Genomic DNA, 15,732 nt, shown 5'->3' with positions numbered 1-15,732 from the left:
CTGGAAGGCCGCTGAGGCCAGCAATCTGGCGCAGTCGGTTAGACTGCGGTCAGTGCCTTCGGCCTTGCGGTATAACCACAGCAACACATACGCAATGATCGCGATGTAAATCTGGGTTTTGACCGCATTTTCACTGCGCCCTAGGAATCGCTTAATCTTTAAGTTTTGTTTCAACCACTTAAAGAACAGCTCTATTTGCCAACGCCGCTTATAGAGCGCAGCTATTTCCTCTGCAGTTCGCGCAAAGTCATTCGTCAGCAACACGAGCGGTGTATCGTGATCTTCTCTGTGTACGATTACCCGTCGCAAGGCCGTTCGGTATTGGTTTATCCGACCGCCACCAGGGCGACGATATTTGAAGCGAACCGCTTCATCGCTAAGAATGTGATCCGCGCAGCCTTCAATCGAGAGGCTATTAACGAGGTTTAGCGCCGCATTGTGCTTCGCGCGCGTTACAAACAAAGCCTCTTCCTGATTAATTCGGTGCCACCAGTTGTAGTCGTAATAGCCTTTGTCAAAGACGTAAGTGGCGCCAGATTCGATTTCCATTTGGCGGGCATCGTCAATGTCATTGATATTACTCGGTGTAATGCCGGCGTAGGTGGGGACGTATTGATTAGCCTCCAGCATCATGTGCACCTTTAAGCCCGGTGTGCGATGGCCGTTGGCAGCCCAATCGTCATAGCCTAAGCCCTTAAGCGGAATGGGTGTTGAGTCTAGAAGGTAGAGCATGCTTGTCACTTGGTTCTTGACTTGCCCCCGAGCACGCTGAAGTAGCTGCTGGCACAGTGATTCATAGAGTGCGACATTGCGTTTGTTGTTGGCGTCCGCCAGCGTTGAGCGCCGTATGGCTCGTGCACCCAAGTGATAGTGATGCCCTTCGTGGCTGTTAAATGACAGCTCCAATTCTCGCAAGCTCTGACTACCCGTCACTTGGCCATAGAGCATGGCCGCGAATTGATCCCAGCACCGGAACCCTTTGCTGTATTTATCCGCTTGGTGCTTTTTAACAAGACGCTCAAACATCCCGCGTGGAATGCCTTTCATTAATTCGCCAAATCGGGTATTTGTATACATGTTGCAGGCCTTTGTTTTTGAGTTCGCACTCAGAGGTTTACCCTCTAGGCAAAGGCTCTGCAACCCCTTCAGCCATTTCGCTTTAATTTATTCCGGACAGTAGTGTGCCCAGGCAGGGATCCATATGGAATGCCTTGGCGTCTCTTTTCTCCCGTCCAGCGTCAAGCGTTAACCAGCAGGGTGCGAATTCATCACCGCTTCAGCAATGCTCTTAATAGGCTCGACCTGATTCATGCTGTAAAAATGAATCCCCGGTGCGCCGCCTTCCATCAAAATATGGCATAGCTCGCTAACAAACTCGGCGCCAAATTCAATGATGCTTTGTTGGTCGTCGCCATAGCCGTCTAATTTTTGTGCTAGCCAGCGTGGAATTTCGGCACCGCAGTTTCGAGAGAAACGCGCCAGATTACTAAAGTTAGTGATGGGCATAATGCCAGGGTAAATCGGCTTGTCGATGCCTGCTTTTTCACAGTCTTCTAAAAAGTAAAAATAGGCATCGGCATTAAAGAAATACTGGGTAATAGCGCTGTTAGCACCGGCATCCAATTTTGCTTTTAGAAACTGAATATCTGCCTGATGGCTTTTGGCGTCGGGGTGGGTCTCTGGGTACGCCGCCACTTCTAGTTGAAAGTGGTCGCCAGTGTGCTTGCGGATAAACTCGACCAGCTCTTTTGCGTAGACTTGGCGGGTTGCGCCCATGCCCGAGGGAATGTCGCCGCGTAGAGCAACGATGCGATCGATGCCTGCCGCTTTGTAGTCATTGAGCAGCGTGAGGATTTCAGACTCCTCATCACCACCAAAGGACAGGTGTGGGGCAACAGACAAGCCGGCTTTTTTCGTTTCTAAAACGATATCGCGGGTATTGTCGCGGGTCGAGCCGCCGGCGCCGTAAGTCACTGAGAAAAACTCAGGATTCAAGGTCGCCAACTGGCTGCGGGTGTCTTTTAACTTCGCCCGACCAACTTCGGTTTTGGGGGGGAAGAATTCAAAGCTGTAGCGGTTGGCCATTGTGTATTCCGATAATGTGTTGGAAGCGTCGTGCCTTCCGTATTTATTAAAGCCGTTCGGCTAGATGCTAGACGGGAGATGGGAGACGCTAAAATTTTGCGTTTACCGTCTCCCGTAAAGCGTCTTTCGTTCTTAGTATTTATAGCTCTCAGGCTTGAACGGCCCGTCAACTGGCACGCCGATATAGTCTGCTTGGGTCTTGCTGAGTTGAGTCAGTACGCCGCCGAAGCCAGCAACCATGTGGGCGGCAACTTCTTCGTCCAGTTTCTTGGGAAGTACTTCTACGGTAATTGCCGCGGCTTTTTGCTCTGGTGCTAAGTCGGCAAAACGCAGCGCATACAGGTGAATTTGCGCGAGCACTTGGTTGGCAAATGAGCCATCCATGATCCGGCTGGGGTGACCCGTGGCGTTGCCAAGGTTAACCAAGCGACCTTCTGACAGCAGAATTAAGTGGTCGTTAGTAGCCTTGTTGCGGTAAACCAAGTGTACCTGTGGTTTAACTTCTTCCCACTCCCAGTTTTTACGCATAAAGGCGGTGTCGATCTCATTGTCGAAATGACCGATATTGCACACAACGCAGCCGTTCTTCAGGGCTTTAAGCATGTTGGCGTCGCACACATTGACGTTGCCCGTCGTGGTCACCAGCAGGTCGGTATTGCCCAGTACGGTGGTGTTAACGCAGTTTTCGCTGCCGTCGTTTACGCCGTTATTGTAGGGCGAAACCACTTCGTAGCCGTCCATGCAGGCTTGCATAGCGCAGATCGGATCGATTTCGCTGATTTTTACAATCATGCCTTCTTGGCGTAATGATGCTGCAGAGCCCTTACCCACGTCGCCGTAGCCAATAACCAGTGCTTTCTTACCAGACAGCAGGTGATCGGTGCCGCGCTTGATCGCGTCGTTTAAACTGTGGCGGCAGCCGTATTTGTTGTCGTTCTTAGACTTGGTTACTGAGTCGTTGACGTTGATCGCGGGCACTTTTAGCTCGCCTTTGGCCATCATCTCTTGCAGGCGGTGAACGCCGGTGGTGGTCTCTTCAGTGATGCCGTGAATGCGGTCCATCATCTGCGGGTATTTCTGGTGAAGCAGGCCAGTCAAATCGCCGCCATCATCCAGCACCATATTGGCATCCCAGGGCTGGCCATCTTTTAAAATGGTTTGCTCAAGGCACCACTCATATTCTTCTTCAGTTTCGCCTTTCCACGCAAACACCGGAATACCGGCAGCGGCAATCGCAGCGGCGGCGTGGTCTTGGGTAGAGAAAATATTGCACGACGACCAACGCACTTCGGCGCCCAGCTCAACCAAGGTTTCAATTAAAACCCCGGTTTGAATGGTCATGTGGATACAGCCCAGAATTTTAGCGCCAGCCAATGGCTTGTCTGCGCCATATTTAGAGCGCATGGCCATCAGTGCAGGCATTTCGCCCTCGGCGATACTTAGTTCTTTACGGCCCCAAGCGGCGAGGGAGATGTCGGCGACTTTGTAGTCGGTGAAGGTGTTGCTCATGGTGTATACCTCTATAAGCTAAATGCTGGACGGGAGACGGGAGACGCAAATGCGCTCACTCGGTACTCGCCCGAAGTCGGTTAATTAATGCAGCCAGTTTCGCGAAAACGCGTTCAAACGCTGGTTGCCAATTTTCTTGCTCGTTTATATAGCCTAATTGTGTGGCTATGATTATTTGGGTTTCTAGTTCTGCTAGAGAACCTCTCGCAATATATAAAAAACGCAAAAAATCTTTATCTGATCCTCGGGCGGCGCCTTCTGCGATATTGCTCGGAACACTAATGGCCGAGCGTCGCATCTGGCTGATAAGCCCGAATCGTTCATCTTGCGGAAACGCTGCACTGAATTCATAAACATGATGAACCAGTGCGACAGCGTCTTTCCAAACATCCATTCGTATATGTCGCCGATCCATGGCAACCCTCCAAATAGTTTTGAGCTGGGTTTAGGCTTTTGCGTATACCGTCTCCCGTCCAGCCTCTCCCGCGCTATAAAGCTGCTTTCAAGGCTTCAGCGCGATCTGTCTTCTCCCAGCTAAATGCCGTTGCAGTCTCAGATTTCTGCTCGCCGTTTTCCTTAAAGTTATAGGTCAGCTCATAAGGGTCGCGGCCGAAGTGGCCGTAGGCGGCGGTGGGTTGGTACATGGGGTGAGCCAGGTCCAACATTTTGGTGATGCCGTAGGGGCGCAGGTCGAACACATCGCGAACTGCGGCTACCAATTTGGCGTCGCTGACTTTGCCTGTGCCAAAGGTGTTGATGGAAATTGAGGTGGGCTCGGCGACGCCAATGGCGTAGCTCACCTGAATTTCGCAGCGGTCGGCAAGACCTGCGGCAACGATGTTTTTGGCAACATAACGGCCTGCATACGCCGCGCTGCGGTCAACCTTTGAGGGATCTTTGCCGGAGAACGCGCCGCCACCGTGACGCGCCATGCCGCCGTAGGTGTCTACGATGATTTTGCGGCCAGTCAGGCCGCAGTCACCAACGGGGCCGCCAATCACGAATTTGCCGGTAGGGTTGATGTGGTACTGGGTGCCTGCGTGCAGCAGCTCAGCGGGGATTACGTTTTTAATGATCTCTTCGCGCACGGCTTCTTGCAGGTCTTTCTGCGAGATTTCAGGGTTGTGCTGAGTAGACAGTACAACGGCATCTACCGCGACGGGTAGACCATTTTCATAGCGCAGGGTAACCTGACTTTTGGCGTCTGGGCGCAACCATGGGAGTACGCCATTTTTACGTAAGTAAGCTTGGCGCTCTACTAAGCGGTGTGAGTAAAACAGCGGCGCAGGCATCAGTGACGGCGTTTCATTGGTGGCGTAGCCGAACATTAAGCCTTGGTCGCCAGCGCCTTGATCTTCAGGGCGGGCCCGATCGACGCCCTGATTGATGTCTACAGATTGTTTGCCGATGGCGTTTAATACGGCGCAGCTGGCGCCGTCGAAGCCGACGTCAGAGCTGTTATAGCCAATGCCGGTGATCACGTCGCGAATAATATCTTCTAAGTCGACGTAGCATGAGGTGGTCACTTCACCGGCAACAATCGCCATGCCGGTTTTAACCAAGGTTTCTACGGCAACACGGGCGTGCTTATCGCGGGCGATAATCGCATCGAGAACCGCGTCAGAAATCTGGTCGGCCATTTTATCTGGATGCCCTTCAGACACCGACTCTGAGGTAAAAATACTGTATTCAGACATGTTTGCAAAAGTCCTCTGCTAATTACCGACGCGGTTTTAGGCGTTGGGGTTTGTGGTGTGTAAAAGATGGGATTCAGGTTTAATAAATTGCCTAATTTGCACGCGAAAGCCGTTGAGCTGAGCGAGGTAGGCTGCGGCGCCGTCGTGTAAACCGCTGGCCGTCGCCCACTCTGTTAGGTCATCGGGTTCAAAGCCCAGCCACATGTCGCCGCAGGCCTCTCTGGCCCAACTTTGGTCGTGGCGGCATAAGTCGCTGACACAAAATAAGCCGCCGGGCTTTAACAGGCGGGCGGCGTCTTTAAATATATCGGCGGGAGACGGTACATGGTGTAAGACCATATTGCACACCACGCAGTCTGCGCTATTGGCTTGTAATTCTGGACTGCGGCTGTCGCCTAAGACCAGTTCTACGTTTTCTAGGCTGTGTTGGTTTACGAAATCCGCGGCACGATTGAGCATGGCCTGGGCGCTGTCTACAGCGACTACCTTGGCATAATGCGGTGACAGTTCGGCTAAAAAGGCGCCTTCGCCGGGGCCGATTTCGATGGCCAGTTCCCCGCCTTGGGGCTGACTGCTGCGCAATAACTCTAGGCAGCCTTGGCCGTAAACATTAAAGGCGACCATCTGTTCTTGCTGCTGACCAAACTCGCTGGCGTGTTCGGCAAAAAAGGCTTGGCAGCGTTCGGCGCGCTCGGCGTATACCTGGGCTAAACGCTGCTGCTGATCGAGATCTAATTGAATAAGGTCGGCGCTGCTGTGCAGGGCATTGTGTAGCGGTGCTAAATCGGCGAGCGCGGCAGCGTAGCTGCGGCGATAAAACAAGCTATTGCCCTCGCGGCGCTTGGTAATTAAACCGGCCACCGTTAGGGTTTTAAGATGATGACTCATACCCGACTGTCGACAATCGAGAATATGGCAAAGCTCCTGCACCGAGTAAGCGTCGCGACTCAGTACCCGCAGAACCTGCAGGCGCAGCATATCGCTGCCCGCTTTGCAGAGTTGCAATAGTTGGTCGTTGCTCGCAGAAATCGCGCTGAGTGGCTGGCTGGCAGTGTTCATGCCGCGCAGTGTAGCAGGCTTTCAGGCTATATCAAAATATATTGATATAGCTTTCTTTGGCCTCAGTCGTCCGACATCAGGTTTGCTTAAAGATATTTCAGCCAGTCGTTGGTAAATTGGTCAATTTGACCGTAAACGTGTTCAAACGCTTCCATGCTTTTGCGGTAGGGGTCGGGTACGGCTTGGTTTTGCGACCATTTGCCCAGTAAAAAGGTCTTGCCGCTCACTTGGGGGGCGAGGTCGGTAATGCCTTTGACGTGGCGTTGTTCCATCACCAGAATTAAATCTGCTTTTAATAACAGTTCGACGGTCACTTGCCGTGCTGCATGGCCGCTGGCGTCGACACCATTGGCGCTGAGCAATTGGCCCGCACTTGGGTCTATTGGTTTGTCGACTAGGGCACCGAGTCCGGCCGAGTGTATAGTCAGGCCTGGCTTGTGGGCGAGCTTGTGTTTGAGCAGGTATTCGGCGGTGGGGCTGCGACAAATATTGCCGATGCACACCATCAATATATTGTTAAACATGGAGTTTGCGACCTGAATCGTTCCTTGAGTCGATGATTTTCGCCGTCAGCTGCCCGCGGTGCAAGTAAAATGGCCATTTTTACGGTTCTGCCATTTGCTGTCTGGGCGCCGGTAGGGGAAAATACCGCCTCTTTATACTGCCGCTTAAGTTAGCTCTTCAGTTAGCGCTTAAGTCACCACTCAGATCTAGGAGCCACCGATGCCCTCACGTAGTGATCTCGCCAATGCCATTCGCGCCTTAAGTATGGATGCCGTTCAAAAAGCCAAGTCCGGCCACCCCGGTGCACCAATGGGTATGGCCGATATTGCCGAAGTTCTGTGGCGGGACTATTTGCAGCACAATCCAAACAATCCTGAGTGGGCTAACCGGGACCGCTTTGTACTGTCTAACGGTCACGGCTCGATGTTGATCTATTCGCTATTGCACCTTACTGGCTACGATCTGGCCATTGAAGATTTACAGCAATTCCGCCAGTTGCACAGCCGTACGCCCGGCCACCCAGAATACGGCTACACCCCAGGTGTTGAAACCACCACTGGTCCATTAGGCCAAGGTTTGGCCAATGCTGTGGGCATGGCCGTAGCCGAGAAGATCTTGGCAGCGCAGTTTAACCGCGACGGCCACAAGGTTGTGGACCACTATACCTACACCTTTATGGGTGATGGTTGCATGATGGAAGGTATCAGCCACGAAGTGTGCTCGCTGGCCGGCACCCTTGGTTTGGGCAAGCTGATCGCCTTTTATGACGACAACGGTATTTCTATCGACGGCGAAGTAGAAGGTTGGTTTACCGACGATACCCCCGCGCGTTTCGACGCCTATGGCTGGCATGTTATTGCCGATGTTGATGGCCACAATAGTGCAGAGATCGCCCGCGCAATTGATGCCGCCCGCGACGAAAGCGACAAGCCTACTTTGATCTGTTGCAAAACGGTGATCGGTAAAGGCTCGCCAAACAAGCAGGGCAAAGAAGAGTGCCACGGCGCACCGCTAGGCGATGCCGAAATTGCCCTGACTCGCGAAAGCCTCGGCTGGACGCACGGTCCCTTCGAAATTCCTGACGAAATTTATGAGGCTTGGAATGCACAGGAAAAGGGCAAAGCGGCAGAAGCGGCTTGGGACGAAGCCTTTGCCAAGTATGCAGCCGAATACCCAGCCTTGGCAGCGGATCTTAGCCGTCGTGTTAAGGGTGATTTGCCCGCCGACTTTGCCGAAAAAGCCAATGCTTTTATTGCCCAGTGTCAGGCCGACGCCAAAGAAGTGGCTACCCGCAAAGCCTCACAGCTGTGCATTGAAGCCTACGGCGCAATGTTGCCAGAGGTATTGGGCGGCTCAGCCGATTTAGCTGGCTCTAACCTAACCATGTGGAGCGGCGCCAAGCCAATTAGCGCTAAAGACGCCAGTGGCAACTACTTGCACTACGGTGTTCGTGAGTTTGGTATGTCGGCCATGATGAACGGTATTGCCTTGCACGGTGGTTTCATTAATTACGGCGCTACCTTCCTCGTGTTTATGGAATACGCTCGCAATGCCGTGCGCATGGCCGCCATTATGGGCCAGCGGGTGATTCATGTTTACACCCACGACTCCATCGGTCTTGGCGAAGACGGCCCAACCCACCAGCCCATTGAGCAAATCGCCAGTCTGCGCGGTACACCGAATATGTCACTGTGGCGCCCCTGCGATATGGTCGAATCTGCGGTTGCATGGAAGTCTGCTCTTGAGCGTGTTGACGGCCCTAGCGCCTTAATTTTTACTCGCCAAGCATTGCCACACCAGCAGCGTGACGCTGAACAATTGGCCAATGTCGCTCGTGGCGCTTATGTGTTGAGCGACTGCGAAGGCGAGGCTGAAGCGATTATCATTGCCACCGGCTCCGAAGTGAAATTGGCGATGGCGGCTCAGCAGGTGCTCGCTGCTAAGGGCAAAAAGATTCGCGTTGTCTCTATGCCATCGACCGATGTGTTCGATAGCCAAGACGGCGATTACCGCGAGTCAGTATTGCCTAGCCACATTCCCGCTCGGGTGGCAGTGGAAGCGGCACACCGCGACTACTGGTACAAATACGTTGGTCTGGATGGTCGTATTGTTGGCATGGACACCTTTGGCGAATCCGCTCCTGCTGAAGCTCTGTTTGAATACTTTGGTATTACGACTGACGCCGTTGTAGATGCGGTTGAGGATTGCTTAGGCTAAGGGCCTGCGCGCACTAATTTGTTTGCCATTGTTGTAGAAAAAAGCGTCCATCGAGGCGCGAGGAGAGATGTTTGCTTATTCCAAATGAGCGACAAGTAACGACGAGTGGCGTTTTTTTAGCCACGAGCCGCAGGGCTGGGCCCATTTTTGCCTCCAGCGTCGTTTCCGGCCACTTGTTTAGAATGACTGAACTGCGCGGCGGCCTAGCCGGAGGTAAAAATGACCTTCAGCAGTGATAAGCAAATTAGCGAGAGCAGGCCTTAATGTTGCGACTGGCCATAAACGGATACGGCCGCATAGGACGCTGTGTACTGCGCGCCCTATATGAATCACCGCTGCGTGAAACCATGCAGATTGTGGCCATTAATGAACCGGCTGATCTGGCAACGATTGGCCACCTCACCCGCTACGACAGCACCCACGGTCGTTTTATGGGTAAGGTGGAATACCGCCACGGCAGTTTGCTGGTCAACGACGATGTGATTGCGGTAAGCCACCACGAAGAAATTCATAAGCTCGATTGGACTCGTCATAATATTGACGTAGTGCTGGAATGTTCGGGCGTGGTGAGTCGCTACGACGACCTTGCAGCGCATATTGTGCAGGGCGCGCGTCATGTGTTGTTGTCGCAACCCGGCGAGGCAGGCACGCCGACGATTGTTTATGGTTTGAACCACGGTGAGTTGGATCCTGAGCAGCGTATTGTCTCTAATGCCTCGTGTACGACCAATGGCATTGTGCCGGTTATTGACGTGCTGAATAAGGCTTTTGGGGTGCGCTCGGGTTGTATTACCACCATTCACTCGGCAATGAATGACCAGCCAGTGTTGGACGCGTATCACCATACCGATTTGCGCAAAACGCGGGCGGCGGGTTTGTCGATGATTCCGGTCGACACGGGTTTGGCGACGGGTATTGGCCGTATTATTCCCGAGTTAGATGGCTGTTTTGCGGCGCGAGCAGTGCGTATTCCCACCCACAATGTTTCCGCAATGGAAATGACCGTGAGTCTTGAGGCTGCCGTAACGGCGGACGACGTTAACGCGGCATTGCGTATGGCGGCTGAGGGGCGATTGTTGGGAATCCTCGGGTATAGCGATGAGCCATTGGCTTCATGTGACTTTAATCACGACTCGCGTTCGGCCATTGTGGATGCGGGGCAAACCCGAGTGGCGGGTGATTTGGTGAGTATTTTTAGTTGGTTTGACAATGAGTGGGGCTACGCAAACCGGATGTTAGATGTGGTGGCACACTGGCTGAAGTGACTGGCCTCAGCAAATTTTACTATTAGTAAGGCCCTTGATGGGCGTGGCGAAACGAGCAGGGAACAAAAGATGAAAGTCATCAAAATGAGTGATGTGGACCTCAGCGGTAAGCGAGTACTGATTCGCGAGGATCTTAATGTGCCAATCAAGGACGGTGTGGTGAGTTCCGATGCGCGTTTGCGCGCCGCATTGCCAACATTGAAATTGGCTTTAGCAGCAGGTGCCCAGGTCATTGTTATGTCTCACCTTGGTCGCCCCAGCGAAGGCGAGTTTGAAGAGCAGTATTCTTTAAAGCCCGTTGCCGACTATTTAAGCGAGGCCTTAGGTCAAGATGTCGCGCTGCTCAGCGATTGGCAAAACGGCGTGAGTTTGGCTAATGGTCAGCTTGCGCTGCTGGAAAATGTACGCTTTAACAAGGGCGAAAAAAAGGACGAAGCGTCTTTATCAAAAGCCTATGCCGCGCTTTGCGACGTGTTCGTAATGGACGCCTTTGGCACCGCTCACCGCGCCCAAGCGTCTACTCACGGCGTGGCTAAATACGCGCCGGTGGCCTGTGCTGGACCGTTGCTGGTCAGTGAATTAGAAAATCTAGAGCGCGCGTTGGCTAATCCCGCGCGGCCCTTTGTGGCCATCGTCGGTGGCTCCAAAGTCTCGACCAAGCTCACCGTGCTAGAAACCCTGTCTGACAAGGTAGATCAATTGATTGTTGGTGGCGGTATTGCCAATACCTTCTTGGCGGCGGCAGGCTTTAACGTGGGCAAGTCCCTGTGTGAATACGACTTGATTCCCAAGGCTAAGGGCCTTATGGAAAAGTGCCATATTCCGCTACCGAGCGATGTGATGACCGGTAAACAGTTTGATGAGAACGAGCCTGCTACTCTGCGCCCCGTTGAATTTGTTGGCGATGACGATATGATTTTTGATATTGGCCCAGTTTCTGCTGCATGCTTGGCTGAAATACTGAAACAAGCCGGTACTATAATTTGGAATGGCCCCGTTGGCGTGTTTGAGTTTGATCAATTCGCTGACGGCACTGAAGACATCGCCAGAGCAATTGCCGAGTCGTCGGCATTCTCCATTGCCGGCGGTGGTGATACCCTTGCCGCTGTCGATAAATTTGGCATCGCCGATCAAGTGTCTTACATCTCTACCGGCGGCGGCGCCTTTTTGGAATACGTAGAAGGCAAGGTATTGCCGGCAGTCGCAGTACTAGAAGAACGCGCAAAAGCTTAAGGGAGACGCTGGACGGGAGACGTAAGACGCTGTGCTTTTGCATCTCCCGTCTCCCGTCTCCCGTCCGGCATCTAGCAAACAATTAGAAACTTTAAAGGAAATTACCATGGCACTTATCAGTCTACGCCAAATGCTGGACCACGCTGCCGAATACGGTTACGGCGTCCCGGCGTTCAATGTAAATAACTTAGAGCAAACCCGCGCGATTATGGAAGCGGCGCGTGAGACCAATAGCCCCGTCATCATGCAGGCCTCTGCTGGTGCGCGTAAATACGCTGGTGCGCCGTTTCTGCGGCACATGATTTTAGCGGCGATTGAAGAGTTTCCCGAGATTCCGGTGGTTATGCATCAGGATCACGGCACCAGCCCGGCCATTTGTCAGCGCTCTATGCAGCTGGGTTTTAGCTCGGTCATGATGGACGGCTCACTGCTTGAAGACGGTAAAACCCCCGCTGAATATGACTATAACGTTGACGTTACCCGTCGCGTTGTTGAAATGGCTCACGCCTGCGGTGTGTCGGTGGAGGGCGAATTGGGTTGCCTAGGCTCATTGGAAACCGGTCAGGCTGGCGAAGAAGATGGCGTTGGCGCAGCGGGTATTCTGTCTCACGATCAAATGCTAACCGATCCAGAAGAGGCTGCTGATTTTGTTGCTAAAACTGGTGTTGATGCGCTGGCCATTGCGTGCGGGACCAGCCACGGCGCCTACAAATTTACCCGTCCACCTACGGGCGATATTTTAGCGATTGATCGTATAAAAGCGATTCATGCGCGTATCCCTGATACCCATTTGGTTATGCATGGCAGCTCAAGTGTGCCCCAAGATTGGTTGGCCATTATTAATGAGTTTGGCGGTGAAATTCCCGAGACCTACGGCGTACCCGTAGAGCAAATTGCCGAAGGTATTAAGTACGGCGTGCGTAAAGTCAATATCGACACTGATTTGCGTTTGGCCAGCACTGGCGCTATTCGCCGGTTCTTGGCTCAGAATCCCAGCGAATTTGACCCGCGCAAATATTTACAAGAAACCATTAAAGAAATGAAGGCAATTTGTATTGCCCGTTACGAAGCTTTTGGCACTGCAGGCAATGCGTCTAAAATTAAACCTATGAGTCTCGAGGCCATGTATATGGAATACGACTCGGGCCGTTTAAATCCAAAAATTAAATGAGCTGTATTTGAGGGCAGCCGTGGTTGCCCTCTTTATTATTTTCTTTTTGGCTCTCTCCGCAATTTTTATTATATTTTTTCTAATTATTTCAGGAAGTTATGCGTTATAAATTCCTGTTTTATGTGTGTTAAAATAATGGTCGTTTGGACCTCGTGTTTTAATATTTATTGAAAAGGTGTTTATGGATATCGCAAAGCTGCAAAAGCAATTACAAGCTGAACACAAAGCATTAGATCAAAAATGTAAATTTATCTCAGAAATTCAGGCGCTCATGACTAAATATGGTCAGAGTGCAGAAGATTTAGTTGCTATATTAAGCGCTGAACCTGCCGCTGATACCCCGCCAGCTAAAAAGCGTGGCCGCAAAGTGGATGTTAAAAAGGCAGCGGCAGGCATCAAAAAGACCAGTGCTGCTGCCGCGCCTGCAAAGCCTCGTAAGAAAATGGCGCCACGGCCATTGCGTAGCTTTAAAAATCCTAAAACCGGTGAAGTGACTAAAACTCGCGCGCCACAGGTGGACAAAGTTATTAAAAACTGGGCACAGGAACTCAAAGTAGACTGGCGCAGCCTGGAAATTTAATAAGCCACGAAGTAAATTGGGGTGATTTACCATCCCAATTGGTTTTCTTGTTAGTGTCAACTCGGTTATTCTTTCTAATCCAATTAAAAGCATGAACTTATTTCTTGGTGCGCGCATGTGGCCGGGCGATATTTACAATAAGCAAGGATTATTTATGCGAAATTTGACCCCGGCAATATTGCTCGTGGCTGTTTTTATGACTGCTTGTGGTGGCAATTCTACTTCATCATCTGGGCGAGCCAACAACAGCCCCATAGGTCTAGCCGAAATCAGTAGTGGTCGCCTAATTGACAGCCCCGTGATGGGCGTAAAAGCGACAACAAGAACCCTGAGTAGTTTTACTGATATCGACGGCAGCTTTCTTTATCGCGAAGCAGAGACCGTGAAGTTTAGTATCGCTGGCTTGAGCTTGGGCAGCAGTGCGGCGGCGCCGATTCTCACCTTGCTCGATTTAGTTCCGGGTGCTCGGGCCGATTACAGTGCGGGTATGAGTTTCGATGATGTGCTCGCTAAATACCCGGCTATTGTTAATATCGCGCGCTTTCTGCAGAGCCTTGATGTCGATCGCAACAGCGCCAATGGCATTGCCATTCCAGAAGAAGCGGCAGAGTTAGTAGCCACTTACGCAGGCGAGATTCAATTTGCGGTAAGTGATTTATTTGTGAGCGAAGACAGCCCCGCAGTGAAGTATATTTGTGAGGTACAGCAGGCGCGTGGCCGCGCAAACTGCGGTCTGGCGGATATTGTTAGCGTTGCAGCGGCGACCGAAGAGTTGAGTGGCACTGAAGCGGCAGTCGCCTCGGGCGCTGCGCTTAATCGCTTGCCGGTTGCGTCGGCAGGTGACGACCAAACATTGGTCGAAGGCGAAACTGTGATTCTGACCGGTGTCGCTGGCGATGACGAGGGTGGCATAGTGGCCATGCAGTGGCAGCACACTGATCGTAATGGCATAGCAAAAGGCAATTCTGTGCAGATCACTGATGCTAGCAACGTCGAGGCGAGTTTTGTGGCGCCAGAAGTGGTTGCCGACACTATTTTGTATTTCAGTTTTACCGTGACCGATGACCAAGGCGGACAGGGTAGCGACATTGTGAATGTGTTGGTGCTAGACAACGACAGCGCGCCGGTAAATCAAAAGCCGGTTGCAGTGGCCGGTGATCACCAAATTGTCAGTCCTGGCGCCACTGTGATTTTAGACGGTAGCGCTAGCAGCGACGCCGATGGCGAAATTAGCTATAACTGGCTGCAAACCGGTGGCGGTGAGCGGGTGGGTATCGTCAATGGCGGCCGGGCGGTGGCGAGCTTTACTGCACCAAGCCCTGCAGAGACCGTTAATTTGCAATTTACGCTGACAGTGAGTGATGACCAGGGCGCTAGTGATAGTGCAGTGGCATCGGTTTTGGTGAAGGTGAAGGAGAAGGAGAAGGAGGAGGATACAGGCGGTGAAACCGGTGGCGAGAGCAATCAACCGCCAGTCGCTGACGCTGGCGCGGATCAGAATGTTGAGTCGGGCAATGTGGTTAGCCTAGACGGCAGCGCGAGTAGCGACCCAGATGCCAGTGATGAGCTAAGTTATAGCTGGACTCAAGATGGTGGCCCCGCCGTTACCTTAAATAATCAAAATTTAGCCCAGCCAAGTTTTACCGCCCCAGACGTGGACGAGGTCACGGCGCTGAGCTTTAGTCTTGTTGTTAGCGATACTCAATTAACTGACAGCGATGGCGTTACGATTACGGTAACACCAAAGCCTGCAGCTTTTAGTGCTTGTCAGTTCACCAGTTTCGATGCGCAAAGCTGCGGCAATGATTTCTGTGCAAGTTTGGCGGCCGAGGGTGTGACCGAGCAGTGCGCCGCGTTTGCTGGTGATATTGTCAATAATGAAAATTTAGCGGCGCTGCAAGATTGCGCAGGAGATGCCCAAGCCTGCGCGGCAGTTTTGCAGGGCGCGCTGTTTGAACAATGCCAATTGTATTTGGGCGACAATGGCAGCCAACTCTGCGACCCCTTCGAGCAGGGTCTTTAAATCGACGTGGTAGAGTGCTTTACCTCAGATGACAATGACATGCTCGCGTGTCGCCCAGCTGTATTGCCAGATAGCCCATGCTGGCCTTTTGCTACAGAAGCAGGGGAGGCTGTTTGCCTCTCTAGCAGGTCTTAACCGGCGCTGAGCAAGTGTGTAACGCTACGTTGCCGACCGCCCCGTTGCAGGTAATGACGACTCCCGGTATGTGAACGAGGCGACTATTGCTTTAAAAAGGAGCTTCGGCTCCTTTTTTTGTGCGTGCGCCAGGCATGGCGCGTAGCGCCGTGACGGGCGCTGTTCCAAACCGCGTGGTGGCGATTGGATGACTTGGTGGTGAGAGTCCACTATCGGCCCGGCAAGGGGAACGATTAGCCGAACGGCAAGGGTGT

The 15,732-nt window shown here is 52.4% G+C and carries 14 protein-coding genes; 6 read left to right on the top strand and 8 right to left on the bottom strand.

What is annotated here, in order from left to right; all coding sequences use genetic code 11:
- From ABYP33_RS13130 to ABYP33_RS13100, 7 genes are all read right to left on the bottom strand, one after another.
- On the bottom strand, nt 1-1,077 hold a 1,077-nt coding region (locus ABYP33_RS13130; RefSeq protein ID WP_373091480.1), incomplete at its 3' end, for an IS4 family transposase.
- A 168-nt stretch (nt 1,078-1,245) separates the two neighbouring features.
- Nucleotides 1,246-2,085 (bottom strand): methylenetetrahydrofolate reductase [NAD(P)H], encoded by an 840-nt coding sequence (gene metF, locus ABYP33_RS13125; RefSeq protein ID WP_373091478.1) that lies wholly within the window; start codon nt 2,083-2,085, stop codon nt 1,246-1,248.
- Between the two features lie 132 nt (nt 2,086-2,217).
- Nucleotides 2,218-3,594, bottom strand: coding sequence for an adenosylhomocysteinase (gene ahcY, locus ABYP33_RS13120; protein WP_373091477.1), 1,377 nt, complete (start codon nt 3,592-3,594; stop codon nt 2,218-2,220).
- Nucleotides 3,595-3,649: 55 nt separating this feature from the next.
- Nucleotides 3,650-3,988 carry a four helix bundle protein gene (locus ABYP33_RS13115; RefSeq protein ID WP_008246752.1) on the bottom strand — a complete coding sequence of 113 codons (339 nt, stop codon included), beginning with the start codon at nt 3,986-3,988 and terminating at the stop codon, nt 3,650-3,652.
- Nucleotides 3,989-4,082: 94 nt separating this feature from the next.
- The gene (metK, locus tag ABYP33_RS13110; RefSeq protein ID WP_373091475.1) at nt 4,083-5,291 is read right to left on the bottom strand and encodes a methionine adenosyltransferase; all 1,209 of its coding nucleotides are present in this window, start codon (nt 5,289-5,291) and stop codon (nt 4,083-4,085) included.
- A 36-nt stretch (nt 5,292-5,327) separates the two neighbouring features.
- Entirely contained in the window at nt 5,328-6,350 is a 1,023-nt protein-coding gene (locus ABYP33_RS13105) for an ArsR/SmtB family transcription factor (protein ID WP_373091473.1), read from the bottom strand.
- Nucleotides 6,351-6,436: 86 nt separating this feature from the next.
- Nucleotides 6,437-6,874, bottom strand: coding sequence for a low molecular weight protein-tyrosine-phosphatase (locus tag ABYP33_RS13100; RefSeq protein WP_373091471.1), 438 nt, complete (start codon nt 6,872-6,874; stop codon nt 6,437-6,439).
- A 199-nt stretch (nt 6,875-7,073) separates the two neighbouring features.
- On the opposite strand from ABYP33_RS13100, the gene tkt reads away from it, so the two are divergent.
- The 6 genes from tkt (at nt 7,074) to ABYP33_RS13070 (ending at nt 15,343) form a co-directional block, all read left to right on the top strand.
- Nucleotides 7,074-9,071, top strand: coding sequence for a transketolase (gene tkt, locus ABYP33_RS13095; protein ID WP_373091469.1), 1,998 nt, complete (start codon nt 7,074-7,076; stop codon nt 9,069-9,071).
- 263 nt (nt 9,072-9,334) lie between these two features.
- Nucleotides 9,335-10,336 (top strand): type I glyceraldehyde-3-phosphate dehydrogenase, encoded by a 1,002-nt coding sequence (locus ABYP33_RS13090; RefSeq protein WP_373091467.1) that lies wholly within the window; start codon nt 9,335-9,337, stop codon nt 10,334-10,336.
- Nucleotides 10,337-10,405: 69 nt separating this feature from the next.
- Nucleotides 10,406-11,569, top strand: coding sequence for a phosphoglycerate kinase (locus ABYP33_RS13085; protein WP_373091466.1), 1,164 nt, complete (start codon nt 10,406-10,408; stop codon nt 11,567-11,569).
- A 106-nt stretch (nt 11,570-11,675) separates the two neighbouring features.
- Entirely contained in the window at nt 11,676-12,740 is a 1,065-nt protein-coding gene (fba, locus tag ABYP33_RS13080; RefSeq protein WP_184462524.1) for a class II fructose-bisphosphate aldolase, read from the top strand.
- A 181-nt stretch (nt 12,741-12,921) separates the two neighbouring features.
- Nucleotides 12,922-13,320 carry a hypothetical protein gene (locus tag ABYP33_RS13075; protein ID WP_373091465.1) on the top strand — a complete coding sequence of 133 codons (399 nt, stop codon included), beginning with the start codon at nt 12,922-12,924 and terminating at the stop codon, nt 13,318-13,320.
- A 154-nt stretch (nt 13,321-13,474) separates the two neighbouring features.
- On the top strand, nt 13,475-15,343 hold the full coding sequence (locus ABYP33_RS13070) for a PKD domain-containing protein (RefSeq protein ID WP_373091464.1): 1,869 nt from the start codon (nt 13,475-13,477) through the stop codon (nt 15,341-15,343).
- Nucleotides 15,344-15,502: 159 nt separating this feature from the next.
- Here ABYP33_RS13070 and ABYP33_RS13065 read toward each other — a convergent pair.
- The coding region (locus ABYP33_RS13065; protein WP_373091463.1) for a hypothetical protein at nt 15,503-15,732 on the bottom strand (230 nt) is incomplete at its 5' end.

The organism is Zhongshania sp., from assembly GCF_041584495.1.
In the GTDB taxonomy this organism is placed as follows: Bacteria; Pseudomonadota; Gammaproteobacteria; order Pseudomonadales; family Spongiibacteraceae; genus Spongiibacter.
This window is presented reverse-complemented; position numbering and strand designations above follow the sequence as displayed.